The following is a 13,848-nucleotide window of genomic DNA, read 5'->3' as shown; positions in this document are numbered from 1 at the left end:
GAAAAGCGAGAGCGCCTCTATAGCTCTCGCTTTTCTATAGAATTTATGCTACAGTTACAATAACTGAATCTTTGTAGGAGGTACGCCAAGTGCATACGTTATTATCAGTTTTACTTATTATTGTATCGATTTTAATGATTGTTATGGTACTTATGCAATCTAGTAATAGCTCAGGCCTTTCAGGTGCAATTTCAGGCGGTGCGGAGCAATTATTTGGTAAGCAAAAGGCACGTGGAATTGAAGCGGTATTAAACCGTATTACAATTGTTTTAGCTGTATTGTTCTTTGTATTAACAATTGGTGTTACGTACTTCAATTTATAGAATTGAAAGAAGAAGCGTTAGTGAATGGTACTAATGGTTCTTCTTTTTTTGTTTTGCTATTTGAAAGATGTTTCTAATTAGATTATAGAAATACAAATATGGTACACTAGATATAGAAAGAATACGACTAGATTACAGAAGAGAAAGAGGAGAAATACATGATGAAATTAGCATCTCCGAAACCATTTACATTTGAGGGTGGAGACCGCGCTGTTTTATTACTACATGGATTCACAGGGAACTCAGCTGATGTACGTATGTTAGGGCGTTTCTTAGAAAAGAAAGGCTATACTTGTCATGCGCCAATTTATAAAGGGCACGGTGTACCACCAGAAGAGCTTGTTCATACAGGGCCTACAGATTGGTGGCAAGATGTAACGGAGGCATATCAGCTTTTAAAAGATAAAGGTTTTGAGAAAATTGCTGTTGTTGGATTGTCACTCGGCGGCGTATTTTCTTTAAAATTAGGTTATACAGTACCGGTTTTAGGTGTAGTACCAATGTGTGCACCGATGTATATTAAGAGCGAAGAAACGATGTACCAAGGTATATTGGCATATGCCCGCGAATATAAAAAACGTGAGCAAAAATCACCTGAACAAATTGAACAAGAAATGTTGGAATTCCAAAAGACACCGATGAATACATTAAAAGCATTACAACAATTAATTGCTGACGTACGTAACAATGTGGATATGATTTATGCGCCAACATTTGTTGTACAAGCACGTCATGACGAAATGATTAATACAGATAGTGCTAACATTATTTATAACGGTGTAGAATCTACGTTAAAAGACATTAAATGGTATGAAGACTCTACGCATGTCATTACACTTGATAAACAACGTGACGAGCTACATGAGGATGTATATAACTTCTTGGAGCAACTAGATTGGTAAGATCTAGTTGCCTCTTTTTTTCATAAGGAATTTTTTGTGAAAACTGTAAAAATCATAAGGGGAGTATTGAAGTTTCACTTTATACATCCCCTATCTTTCGGATACACTAAATAATATAAGGTTTTAAAGGAGGTATTTTTGCTTGGAAGAAATCATACAAGAACATATTGATAAGTTGTTATTATTTATGAGAGAAGAAGCGTATAAACCGCTAACGATACAAGAGTTAGAAGAGGCATTTGGAATTGAAGGTTCTGAGGGTTTTAAAGATTTTGTAAAGGCACTTGTAACGATGGAAGAGAAGGGACTTGTTATTCGTACACGTAGCAACCGTTACGGTCTTCCTGAAAAGATGAATTTAATACGCGGTAAATTAATTGGACATGCACGTGGTTTTGCATTCGTTGTACCAGACGAGAAGAAAACAGGAGACGATGATCTTTTCATCCCGCCTACAGAATTAAACGGTGCACTTCATGGCGATACAGTATTAGCACGCCTTAGTTCTCAATCGAGCGGTTCGCGTCAAGAAGGTTCAATTGTACGCATTTTAGAGCGTGGAACGAAAGAACTAGTTGGTACATATACAGAATCGAAAAACTTTGGATTCGTTATACCTGACAATAAGCGCTGGACGAGTGATATCTTTATCTTGAAAAGCGCATCGATGGGTGCTGTAGAAGGTCATAAAGTAGTTGTGAAAATTACGAGCTATCCAGAGAATCGTTTAAGTGCAGAAGGTGAAGTTATTCAAATTCTAGGTCATAAAAATGATCCAGGAGTAGATATTTTATCTGTCATTCATAAACATCATTTACCTTTAGCATTCCCTGAGGAAGTGATGGAGCATGCAAACAGTGTACCAGAAACGATTTCAGAAGAAGATTTAAAAGATCGCCGCGACCTGCGCGATCAAATGATCGTAACGATTGATGGTGCAGATGCGAAAGACTTAGATGATGCTGTTACAGTAACGAAGCTTGAGAACGGTAACTACAAGCTAGGCGTTCACATTGCGGATGTAAGTCATTACGTTCAAGAAGGCTCTCCAATTGATGTTGAAGCAGCGGAAAGAGCGACGAGTGTATATCTTGTTGACCGTGTAATCCCGATGATTCCGCATCGTCTATCTAACGGTATTTGTTCATTAAATCCGAAAGTAGACCGTCTGACGTTATCTTGTGAAATGGAAATCAACAATTTAGGTGATGTTGTTAAACACGAGATTTTCCAAAGTGTGATTAAAACGACAGAGCGTATGACGTATGCTGACGTAAGAAGCATTTTAGAAGATGAGGACGAAGAGTTAATTAAGCGTTATGAGCCGCTCGTACCGATGTTTAAAGAGATGGGGCAATTGGCACAAATTTTACGTGAAAAACGTATGCGCCGTGGTGCAATTGACTTTGACTTTAAAGAAGCGAAAGTATTAGTGGATGAAGAAGGAAAACCGACTGATGTTGTTATGCGTGATCGTTCTGTTTCAGAGAAGTTAATTGAAGAATTTATGCTTGTTGCGAATGAAACAGTAGCAGAGCACTTCCACTGGATGAACGTACCGTTTATGTACCGTGTCCATGAAGATCCGAAAGAAGATAAGCTTGAGCGTTTCTTCGAGTTTGTAACGAACTTCGGATATGCGGTAAAAGGACGTGCGAATGAAGTGCACCCTCGTGCGCTGCAACAAATTCTTGAAATGGTTCAAGGACAGCCAGAAGAAGTAGTTATTTCAACAGTTATGCTTCGTTCTATGAAGCAAGCTCGTTACGATGCGGATAGTTTAGGACATTTCGGTTTATCAACTGAGTTCTACACACATTTCACATCACCAATTCGTCGTTACCCAGATACAATCGTTCATAGATTAATTCGTGAATACATTATTAATGGTAAAGTCGACAACGAAACGCAAGCAAAATGGCGTGAAAAATTACCTGAGATTGCAGAGCACTCTTCTAATATGGAACGCCGTGCTGTTGAAGCAGAGCGTGAAACAGATGAGATGAAAAAAGCAGAGTATATGGTTGATAAGATCGGTGAAGAGTATGACGGTATGATTAGCTCTGTAACAAACTTCGGTTTATTCGTAGAGCTTCCAAATACAATTGAAGGTCTTGTACACGTTAGCTACTTAACGGATGATTACTACCGTTATGACGAGCAACATTTCGCTATGATCGGAGAACGTACAGGAAACGTATTCCGCATCGGTGACGAAATTACAATTCGCGTTATTAACGTAAACAAAGACGAGCGTGCAATCGACTTTGAAATCGTTGGCATGAAAGGCACACCTCGCCGTAAGTTCAAAGATCGTCCAGTCGTTATCGAGCAGCCAAGAACAGGCAGAAAGAAACGCGGTGGACGTAGCGAGCGCAGTAATGAGCGCGGCGGTGAACGTGGCACAGGTAGAAAATTTGACCGTGGTGGTAAAGGAAAAGGAAGAGGATCTGCATCCGCATCCGCTTCTGCTAGCCAGCCAGGAAAAAAAGATGGTAACGGTAAGAAGAAAAAAGCATTCTTCGAAAACGTACCAGGATTCAAGAAGAAAAAGAAAAAGCGTAAGTAAGAAAAGAGTGGCTTCGCTTTGATGAAAAGCGGGGCCTTTTCTTTTTTCTTCGTGGCTTAAGAGCGAGCCACTTTCGCTTTTTGTTGGAATCCAGCTACAGTGGCTAGAATGTTCGGCGGCTTCGCTTCTTCCCCAGAGGCAAAGAGCGCCTCAAGGTCAGAAGCTCCATCCACCTCACATTCTGAGCGAGCCACTTTCGCTTTTAATGGAATCCAGCTACAGTGGCTAGAATCTGTTGGCCATTTCACTCCCTCGGCCGAAGCAAAAAGCGCTTCTCTGTCGGGAGTTCCAATGTCCAAAGATTCTGAGTGAGCCACTTTCGCTTTTTATTAACATTTGTTACAATAGTAAAAATAGAGGAGGGACGTTATATGCCAAAGGGTACAGGTAAGGTTATTGCACAGAATAAAAAAGCATTTCATGATTATTTCATCGAAGAAACATACGAAGCAGGGCTTGTCCTTCAAGGAACGGAAATTAAGTCGATTCGCGCTGGACGCGTAAACTTGAAAGATGCGTTTGCACGTGTACATAATGGTGAAGTATGGGTTCATAATATGCACATTAATACGTACGAACAAGGGAATCGTTTCAACCATGATCCACTTCGTACGAGAAAATTACTTCTGCATAAAAAAGAAATTGATAAACTAGCGGGCGCTGCGAAAGAAACAGGTTACGCATTAGTTCCACTTAGAATTTATTTAAAAAATGGATTTGCAAAGATGGCACTTGGTTTAGCAAAAGGTAAGAAGCAATACGATAAACGTCACGATTTAAAAGAGAAAGAAGCTAAACGTGAAATTGCACGCGCGTTCCGTGATCGCCAAAAGATGTAATACAGATATTTACATTTGTAAAATGGAGCGCGTATGTTATAATAACTTATGTAAGGTTGTTGCACATTGAAAAACAGCTCTTAGTAGCTATCACGATATTTTCTTCGTATGCTCCATTTTTATCATGGGGACGTTACGGATTCGACAGGGATAGTTCGAGCTTAGGTTGCGAGTCGAGGGGATCGGCCTCGTTAAAACGTCAAAGCCTATAATTGGCAAACAAAACAATCTTTCTTTAGCTGCTTAATTGCACTAAAGGTTCCTCCCTCCATCGTCCATGTGGTAGGGTAAGGGACTCAAACTAAGTGGACTACGCCGGAGTTCGCCGTCTGAGGACAAAGGAAGAGAATAACCAGACTAGCAACTTGGAAGCCTGTCGATAGGCCGAAGAGTTCGCGAAATGCTAATATATCGACTACACTCGTAGAAGCTTAAGTGCCGATATTTTTGGACGTGGGTTCGACTCCCACCGTCTCCACCAATACATATTTGGTGGTTTTTTATTTTGTATAATATGAACCATAATTTTGCCAGGTTGGTGAGGTTATGGTTCTTTTTGTTTGTGGTTTTATAGAATGCTGAAGTCGATGGAACGGTATCCCTGAAAGAGAGAATAAAAAATGGTTATTGATGATAAGCGGGTAGATACTATAGCAGATTGTAAACGCTCAATTGTTAAGTAGTTATTATTTTTTTACTTTATTCGAATCTTCATATGTTTTGTGTTTTTATCCATACCTATTGTAAGATTATATAGAGTTCTCCTAATAAACTGTTTTAATGGATTATTTAGGGGTTTTAAATTTATAAATCTTAAATTATTTTTTCGGGATAATTTTTTTATCTAAATAATTTATATTGAAGTAGAGGTGAACCATCGGTGAAGCAGGTGTTGGTGATTAAAAATGAACGGTCTTCAGCAAAGAAAATCGTAAGCGGTCTAACGCAAGAAGGCTATTTCATTTTAAAACTTCACAATGAAAACGAAGGTTTAAATATAATATATGAACAAGATTGGGATATTATCATATTGGATTGGGATTCATTAAGTATATCAGGACCAGAAATTTGCAGACAAATACGACTTGTTAAAACGACACCGATCATTATTGTGACCGACAATATTTCTAGCAAGGATTGCGTAGCAGGGTTACAAGCAGGAGCGGATGATTATATTAGAAAACCATTTGTGAAGGAAGAATTAGTAGCGAGAGTTCAAGCTATTTTAAGAAGAAGTGACTATAACCAGCAAAATGAGACAAACTTTTTTCAGTTTAAAGATCTCTTTGTTGATGCATCTAGCAATCTTGTGAAAAAAGGTGGCAAAAATCTCTCGCTTACGAAGCGCGAGTACGATTTACTTGTATTTTTAATTAAGAATAAAAATACGATATTAAGCCGTGAAATGCTTTTGAATCAAGTTTGGGGATATGACGTAGTAGTAAATCCGAATGTAGTAGACTTATATATTGGGTATGTAAGAAAAAAGCTAAAGTGCGAGAAGAAAGATAGATATATTCAAACGATACATGGCAGAGGCTATTCAATGGTTGAATGATAAAAATAAGATAATAAAGTAGTTTCTGTGAAATATTAGCTATTACTGCGCGTATTTTGTAAGGGAAGGTCTCTGTCCCGTATTTGTTGAGAAAGTATTTAATGAAGGTTAATCAACAGTCCTGACCGCACATATTACTTTTTATGCTTGATTTTATGAATTCATACGATTCACAAGATTTTCACAGAATTAATGACTATACTAATTAACAGGATGTTCAAATGAAAATGATTATCAATAGCGATTCAATTGAATAAAAGTTACCTTCTAATTCAATCTATGGATGTCATCATTTTCGAAATAAATCACACTATAAGGAGTATACATATGAAAAAATCTATGCTTTTAAAATTAGTGAGTATTCTAGCAATTTTCACTTTAATGTTAGTGGCTTGCTCAGATTCAAGTAAAGAAACTTCGAAGGCTAATAATAAAGATAATGGTAGTGATAAGCCAAAAACGGTTGAAATCACTGATGCTCATGGAACTGTTAAAGTACCTGTAAACCCAAAGAATGTAGTTGCTTTGGATAACAGAACTTTTGAAACTTTATCTGATTGGGGAATTAAATTAGCGGCTGCTCCAAAGGATATCATGCCTGCTGATTCAGCATATAAAAAGGATGAAAAAGTTCAAAATATTGGGAATCACCGTGAACCAAATCTAGAAATTATTGCAGCGGCAAACCCTGATCTTGTAATCGTTGGTCAAAGATTTGCTGATCATTATGAAGAAATCAAAAAATTAGTGCCAAATGCAGCTGTTATTGATCTTAATTTTGATGTTTCTGAGAAGGCTACTAAGCCTGGAGAAAACTTAGTAAAAGGACTTAAAGATTCTACAACTACTTTAGGTAAAATCTTTGCTAAAGATAAAGAAGCTAAACAATTAGTAGCTGATTTCGATAAATCTATTGAAAAGGCAAAATCTGCTTATAACGGAAAAGATAAAGTTATGAGTGTTATCGTTACTGGTGGAAATATTGGCTTTGCTGCGCCGCACTCTGGTCGCGTTTGGGGACCTATGTATGACATTTTCGGTTGGACTCCAGCATTAGAAGTTTCGAATTCTACTGCAGGTCATAAAGGTGATGACGTTTCTGTTGAAGCTATTGCACAAACAAATCCTGATTGGCTTTTCGTATTAGATCGTGATGCTGCAACATCTGATGCAGCTAAGTCAACACCTGCTAAGGATGTTATTTCTAAATCACCTGCTCTTCAAAACACAACTGCTGTTTCTAAAAAACAAGTTATTTATGCACCAGAAGATACTTACACAAATGAATCAATTCAAACTTATATAGAGTTATTTGGAAATATGGCAAAAACTTTAGCTAAGTAGTGTAAAGGGGTACGAAACAGTGTCAAAAAATATGATTTCTAGGGTTGAGAATATTTCTCAACCCCAGTTTTATAATCAAAATAAAATATGGACAAAACCTTTTATAATAGCAGTTATAGTTGTTATAATTTTAGGGATTATATCACTGTTTACTGGAGTTTATGATATACGTGGACAAGAGGACGGAATGGAGATGTTTTTCATCACTCGTGTTCCAAGAACGTTTGCATTAATGCTTACTGGAGCTGCGATGGCGATGGCAGGGCTCGTCATGCAACTTATTACACAGAATCGCTTTGTTGAACCTACTACAACGGGGACTATTGAATGGTCAGGCTTAGGCCTGCTTTTTGTGTATTTATTATTTCCTGCCCCGACTTTAGTTCAAAGAATGACTGGTGCAATCATTTTTTCTTTTATAGGAACTATGATTTTCTTTCTATTTTTAAGAAGAGTTAAGCTTCGTTCGTCTTTAATTGTTCCGATTATTGGATTGATGCTTGGAGCAGTAATTTCTGCAGTGTCTACTTTTTTAGGACTCCTTTTTCAAAAGACGCAAAGTATTGAAACTTGGTTTGTAGGTTCATTTGCTAACATTCAGGTGGGAAGATATGAATATTTATGGCTGATTGTTATCATTACTTTTCTTATTTTTATGTATGCTAATAGATTGACTTTAGCTGGACTAGGAGAAGATGTCGCAACAAGTCTTGGAGTTAATTACAATAGAATTGTTCTTTTTGGGACTGCTCTTATCTCTGTTGCAGTTGGAATTGTTGCAGCTGTTATTGGACACTTACCTTTCTTAGGATTAATTGTGCCAAATATCGTTTCAATGTTTAGAGGTGATGATCTTAGGAGTAATTTACCTTGGGTTTGTGTGATCGGAATGGGATCAATAACTGCCTGTGACATCATTTCTCGAACAATTATACAGCCTTTTGAATTACCTGTTTCTTTAATACTTGCAACAGTGGGAGCAGTCGTGTTTATTACTATTTTATTGAGAAAAAGAAAACCAAGGAGGCTACGATGATCACATTAGAATATAGAAAAAAAGAAAATGTCGAGATCGATTCTAGCCTTCATAATGAAAGTAGATCAGCTAGCGCTTTTCGGTCTAAGAAGGAAGCAAGACGTTATTGGATTTTACTGATAACATTGATTGCTTTAGGTCTTCTTTCTTCATATGGACTTTTAGTTTATAACAATCCAGTTCCGATAGATTCACCTTCTTTTATCCCAGTCGTTAAGAGAAGGATAGTAGCTATTGTTGCAATGATTATTGCTGCGGTTTGCCATAGCTTGTCGACAGTTGCTTTCCAATCTATTACGAATAATAAAATTATTACTCCTTCACTTTTAGGTTTCGAATCACTTTATTCAGCAATTCAAACGAGTACAGTATTCTTCTTTGGTGCTAGTGCGTTAATAAATTTTAATGGAATTGGATCATTTTTATTCCAAGTTGTTGTTATGGTCTTCATGAGTTTAATACTTTATGGATGGTTACTTTCCGGTAAATACGGGAATTTACAACTTATGCTTTTAGTTGGAATTATTATTGGTACCGGGCTAAATTCTGTGTCAACTTTCATGAGAAAACTACTTGCGCCTTCAGAATTTGATATTTTACAAGCAAGATTATTTGGTTCTGTTAATCATGCAGATCCTGCATATTTTCCTATTGTAATTCCTATGATCATAATTGTAGCGGTATTAATTTTTGCTCATTCTAAGAATTTGAATGTTTTGTCACTAGGAAAAGATGTTGCTACTTCTTTTGGAGTTAAATATCAACCTAGTGTAATTTATACGCTTGTATTAGTAGCTATTTTGATGTCTATTTCAACAGCTCTAATTGGGCCACTTACTTTCTACGGCTTTTTAGTAGCAACTTTGAGTTATCAGGCAGCGGCAACTTATGATCATAGATATATTTTTCCGATGGCTTTTGCTATAGGATTTTTAATAATGACGAGCGCATACTTTTTAATGTATCATGTATTCCATGCTCAAGGTGTAGTTTCAGTTATTATTGAATTATTTGGTGGAATTATATTCTTAACTATAGTTTTAAGGAAGAGGGCTTTATGATAAAAATTGATAATGTTAAAAAGTTCTATACTGATAAGGTAAAAATAGGACCTTTGGATATTGAAATACCAAAAGCAGGCTTTACTTCTTTAATTGGACCAAATGGCGCTGGAAAGTCCACGACACTTTTGATGATTGGCAGACTTTTAGATATGGATGAAGGCCAAATTCAGGTAGCAAATATGGATGTTTCTGAATCCAAATCAAAAGACTTAGCAAAAGTTTTGACTATATTGCGACAAGAAAATCATTTTGTAACTAGGCTTACAGTTAGACAATTAGTTGGATTTGGGCGCTTTCCTTATTCAAAGGGAAGATTGACTAAAGAAGATGAGGTTATCATTTCTAAATATATCGATTTCTTAGATTTAACTAGTTTAGAGAATAGATATTTAGATGAGCTTTCTGGTGGTCAAAGACAAAGGGCATATGTAGCGATGGTATTGTGCCAAGAGACGGAATATGTACTTTTGGACGAACCTCTGAACAACCTTGATGTTGCTCGTTCTGTTCAAATGATGGAGCATTTAAGACGTGCAGCTAATGAATTTGGAAGAACAATTTTGACTGTCATGCATGACATAAATTTTGCAGCTAAATACTCGGATAAAATTTGTGCTATGAAAGATGGACAAATTGCTGCTTTTGGAACAGTAGAAGAGGTTATGGACTCAACACTTTTGACAGATATTTTTGAAACAAAAATAGAAATTATTAATGGTCCTTATGGGCCAATCGCAGTTTATTAGTTATAAAATGTAAAAAAATACCGTAGCTTGCGTAGATTATGCAAGCTACTCTAGTTGAAGTTGCTGTCTGTATTTTATAGGCAGCAGCTTTTTTATGTGACTACTCATAAAATGCAAAAGAATGCTTCACCTTTTCAAGTATGTACTAAACGAAAAAAATATCCCTGTATAACTTTTTAAAAGAATTCAGCTTGTTTTTTGATATGTAATATTGCATATCAGAGTGTATTGATAAAAGTGTAAGGGGTCACTATAATGAGGGCATAAAGATAAATCACATTTTCGTAGCAATAAAAAGGAGGAAATAATATGGAAATCGCAATGGCAGTTTTAAAATTTGTAGGTGGCGTAATCCCGTTAATTCAAGAACTTTTAAAAGCATTTATGTAAGTTTATTAGTTAGCTATCATTTATCAATCATTATCATATTTTACTAAAAAAAGAACGGGGTGATTTTTCTGAATATTAAGAAAAACACTAAAAGAAGAAAGTTCCTTGCATGTTTATTAGTTAGTCTATGCACTATTAATTATTCATCTATTTCCTTCGCAGAAACACAAGCAAGTAATGCAACTGATGTAACCAAAAATGCTAGTGGCATTAATACTGGTATAGCAAATCTTAAATATAATAATCAAGAGGTTTTAGCTGTAAATGGTGATAAAGTAGAAAGTTTTGTTCCGAAAGAAAGTATCAATTCAAATGGTAAATTCGTAGTAGTGGAACGTGAGAAAAAATCACTTACAACGTCACCGGTCGATATTTCAATTATTGATTCTGTAGTGAATCGCACGTATCCAGGAGCTGTACAACTTGCGAATAAAGCTTTTGCAGACAATCAACCGAGTTTATTAGTGGCTAAGAGAAAGCCTTTGAATATTAGTATAGACTTACCGGGCATGAGAAAAGAAAATACAATCACTGTCCAAAATCCGACATATGGTAATGTAGCTGGAGCAGTAGACGATTTAGTATCTACTTGGAATGAAAAGTATTCTACAACACATACGTTACCTGCAAGAATGCAGTATACGGAATCTATGGTTTATAGTAAATCACAAATCGCAAGTGCTCTTAATGTTAACGCTAAATATCTTGATAATAGTCTAAACATTGATTTTAATGCGGTTGCAAATGGAGAGAAAAAAGTGATGGTTGCCGCATATAAGCAAATATTTTATACGGTAAGTGCTGAACTACCTAACAATCCATCCGACCTTTTTGATAATAGCGTTACTTTTGACGAGTTAACTCGAAAAGGCGTAAGTAATTCGGCTCCACCTGTTATGGTTTCAAATGTAGCTTATGGTAGAACGATTTATGTAAAATTAGAAACAACATCTAAGAGCAAAGATGTACAAGCTGCTTTTAAAGCCTTACTTAAGAATAACAGCGTTGAAACAAGTGGACAGTATAAAGATATTTTTGAAGAAAGTACCTTTACTGCTGTAGTATTAGGCGGAGATGCGAAAGAGCATAACAAGGTTGTTACTAAAGATTTCAATGAAATCCGAAATATCATTAAAGATAATGCTGAATTAAGTCTTAAAAATCCAGCATACCCAATTTCATATACAAGCACTTTCTTAAAAGATAATGCAACTGCTGCTGTTCATAACAATACAGATTATATTGAGACGACAACTACAGAATATTCAAGTGCTAAAATGACACTTGATCATTACGGTGCTTACGTTGCTCAATTTGATGTATCTTGGGATGAATTCACATTTGACCAAAAGGGTAACGAAGTATTAACACATAAAACATGGGATGGTAGCGGAAAAGACAAAACGGCTCATTACTCTACAGTTATCCCTCTTCCACCGAACTCAAAAAATATAAAAATTGTAGCAAGAGAATGTACAGGTCTTGCATGGGAATGGTGGAGAACAATTATTAATGAACAAAATGTTCCATTAACAAATGAAATAAAAGTTTCAATTGGAGGAACAACATTATACCCAACAGCTAGTATTAGTCATTAAGTATAAAACAAGCGCCCTATAAGTAGGGCGCTTTTTACTTGGTCACAAATTTTATTTTGTATCGGTATGTTTTTAAGTTTTGTAAATCATCAACTATAAGGTGGGAATATTGTGCAGACGAAAAGCTACATGTTTTTCGTCTTTTCGTTCTCTTGCTTAATAAGAAAGATCCTGTAACTCAGTACAGGATCTTTAATCAAACGTTTTTAAAAGCTAAATTGTGGTTTCATATCACCTTTATAAGGTTCATGTTCAACAAATATAGTTATATCCTTACCAGCTTGGTCTTTACCAGTTCTTTTATACGTAAATTTATTTTTATTTAGTTCAGTAAGTTCAAGAGCAGCACCGTATTTATTATTTCCAATTGAAACATGGGCTCTTATTTTATTTTCGTGTACAACATCGAAGTAGCCATAATCACCGCGGCTTTGACCTGTTTCGCTATTGAAGAACTCATATTTATTAGATTTGTCATCAAATTTTGCTAGACTTATAAAATTCGAATTAAACTGTGTTACATCGTTACCAGTTTCGTCTAATACCTTTGTTCCGTGCCAAAGGGTACCGCCTAAAATTTTATCTCCATCAACGTTTTTAACAATATCTCCTGTAGTCGTGTTCAGCTGCTTGTCCGGATCAGTGAAAGAAAGTTCTTTTTCTTTATATGGAACATGTTCAACGAAAACTTCTACATCTTTACCGTTAGCGTCTTTCCCCATTCGTTTATAAGTAAATACATTTTTATTTAGTTTTGTCATGTCAACGACAGCTTGATACTTCATTGATTCTGAAATTAATATTCTTTTTTTTCCATCATTTGTGATAAAGAAAGTTCCTTTATCGCCACGACTTGCACCTGTTTTAGCATCAAAAAATTCATATCTGCCTGACTTCGCATCATATTTTGCAAGACCGATGAAGTTTGCATTCTCTTTTGTTAAGTCATTCTTATCTTTGTCATACACTCGTGTACCTTGCCAATTTGTCTCGCTAAGAATATTAGCCATTTTTTGCCCTTTAGTTAATTTATTTTCCTTTTTTGTTTCTTTAGCAACTTGTTCTTGCTTTTGTTTCCCATGATTTTCTTCAGCTTTAGTACCAGCACACCCTGTTAATGCTAATGTGAATCCGAGCAGTATGGATGATAGTGTTTTTGTTTTTTTGTTCATGTTTTATCGTCTCCTTATTTTATGATTTCAAGTAGTACGGTTAGCGATTATAGTAGCAGTGCGTCATATATAAACTTAATTGCTACGTTTCTTATGTTAATCCCCGACTATAAACTGCCTCTAAATAAAACATTAAAAAAAGATAAACTAATTCCTAAATTTTTTTCATACTTATAAAAAGGTTTTTTACATGGGGGGAATGTAAATTTCTTATTTTGAAACTGGCGTAATCACATTGGGGTATACACATTATGCTTACATTGCGATTTTAGATGTGATGTTATACTGTGTATAAGATTTTATGTGT

12 protein-coding genes and 1 other RNA gene are annotated in these 13,848 nt (G+C 35.8%); 11 read left to right on the top strand and 2 right to left on the bottom strand.

What is annotated here, in order from left to right; all coding sequences use genetic code 11:
- Positions 1-89: 89 nt before the first annotated feature.
- The 3 genes from secG to rnr all read left to right on the top strand — a co-directional run bounded on the left by secG (position 90) and on the right by rnr (position 3,794).
- Entirely contained in the window at positions 90-323 is a 234-nt protein-coding gene (gene secG / locus HMPREF2590_RS22130) for a preprotein translocase subunit SecG (protein ID WP_000557264.1), read from the top strand.
- A 161-nt stretch (positions 324-484) separates the two neighbouring features.
- Positions 485-1,225 (top strand): carboxylesterase, encoded by a 741-nt coding sequence (gene estA / locus HMPREF2590_RS22125; protein WP_000761986.1) that lies wholly within the window; start codon positions 485-487, stop codon positions 1,223-1,225.
- Positions 1,226-1,367: 142 nt separating this feature from the next.
- Positions 1,368-3,794, top strand: a complete 2,427-nt coding sequence (rnr, locus tag HMPREF2590_RS22120) for a ribonuclease R (protein WP_000391077.1) — start codon at positions 1,368-1,370, stop codon at positions 3,792-3,794.
- A 56-nt stretch (positions 3,795-3,850) separates the two neighbouring features.
- Here the strand turns inward: rnr and HMPREF2590_RS30080 are convergent, their stop codons facing one another.
- On the bottom strand, positions 3,851-4,093 hold the full coding sequence (locus tag HMPREF2590_RS30080) for a hypothetical protein (protein ID WP_000351122.1): 243 nt from the start codon (positions 4,091-4,093) through the stop codon (positions 3,851-3,853).
- A 72-nt stretch (positions 4,094-4,165) separates the two neighbouring features.
- On the opposite strand from HMPREF2590_RS30080, the gene smpB reads away from it, so the two are divergent.
- The 8 genes from smpB to alo all read left to right on the top strand — a co-directional run bounded on the left by smpB (position 4,166) and on the right by alo (position 12,369).
- Positions 4,166-4,633: an SsrA-binding protein gene (gene smpB / locus HMPREF2590_RS22110; protein ID WP_001123919.1), complete on the top strand. Its 468-nt coding sequence runs from the start codon at positions 4,166-4,168 to the stop codon at positions 4,631-4,633.
- A 126-nt stretch (positions 4,634-4,759) separates the two neighbouring features.
- Positions 4,760-5,114, top strand: a transfer-messenger RNA (tmRNA) gene (gene ssrA, locus HMPREF2590_RS22105).
- 399 nt (positions 5,115-5,513) lie between these two features.
- Entirely contained in the window at positions 5,514-6,191 is a 678-nt protein-coding gene (locus HMPREF2590_RS22100) for a response regulator transcription factor (RefSeq protein WP_000815819.1), read from the top strand.
- Between the two features lie 327 nt (positions 6,192-6,518).
- Positions 6,519-7,535, top strand: coding sequence for a siderophore ABC transporter substrate-binding protein (locus tag HMPREF2590_RS22095; protein ID WP_000749435.1), 1,017 nt, complete (start codon positions 6,519-6,521; stop codon positions 7,533-7,535).
- 19 nt (positions 7,536-7,554) lie between these two features.
- Positions 7,555-8,571, top strand: coding sequence for an ABC transporter permease (locus HMPREF2590_RS22090; protein ID WP_000042071.1), 1,017 nt, complete (start codon positions 7,555-7,557; stop codon positions 8,569-8,571).
- Entirely contained in the window at positions 8,568-9,632 is a 1,065-nt protein-coding gene (locus tag HMPREF2590_RS22085; RefSeq protein ID WP_000631244.1) for an iron chelate uptake ABC transporter family permease subunit, read from the top strand. Before HMPREF2590_RS22090 ends, HMPREF2590_RS22085 begins: the two co-directional genes overlap by 4 nt.
- Positions 9,629-10,381, top strand: coding sequence for an iron ABC transporter ATP-binding protein (locus HMPREF2590_RS22080; protein WP_000590071.1), 753 nt, complete (start codon positions 9,629-9,631; stop codon positions 10,379-10,381). The genes HMPREF2590_RS22085 and HMPREF2590_RS22080 overlap by 4 nt, the downstream gene beginning before the upstream one ends.
- A 449-nt stretch (positions 10,382-10,830) precedes the next feature.
- A complete protein-coding gene (alo, locus tag HMPREF2590_RS22070) occupies positions 10,831-12,369 on the top strand; it encodes an anthrolysin O/cereolysin O family cholesterol-dependent cytolysin Alo (RefSeq protein WP_000576732.1) in 1,539 nt (512 codons plus the stop codon).
- A gap of 206 nt (positions 12,370-12,575) precedes the next feature.
- On the opposite strand, the gene HMPREF2590_RS22065 is transcribed toward alo, so the two are convergent.
- Positions 12,576-13,541: a DUF4822 domain-containing protein gene (locus HMPREF2590_RS22065; RefSeq protein WP_001036739.1), complete on the bottom strand. Its 966-nt coding sequence runs from the start codon at positions 13,539-13,541 to the stop codon at positions 12,576-12,578.
- Between the last annotated feature and the right edge of the window lie 307 nt (positions 13,542-13,848).

The organism is Bacillus sp. HMSC036E02 (assembly GCF_001836235.1).
GTDB lineage: Bacteria > Bacillota > Bacilli > Bacillales > Bacillaceae_G > Bacillus_A > Bacillus_A cereus.
This window is presented reverse-complemented; position numbering and strand designations above follow the sequence as displayed.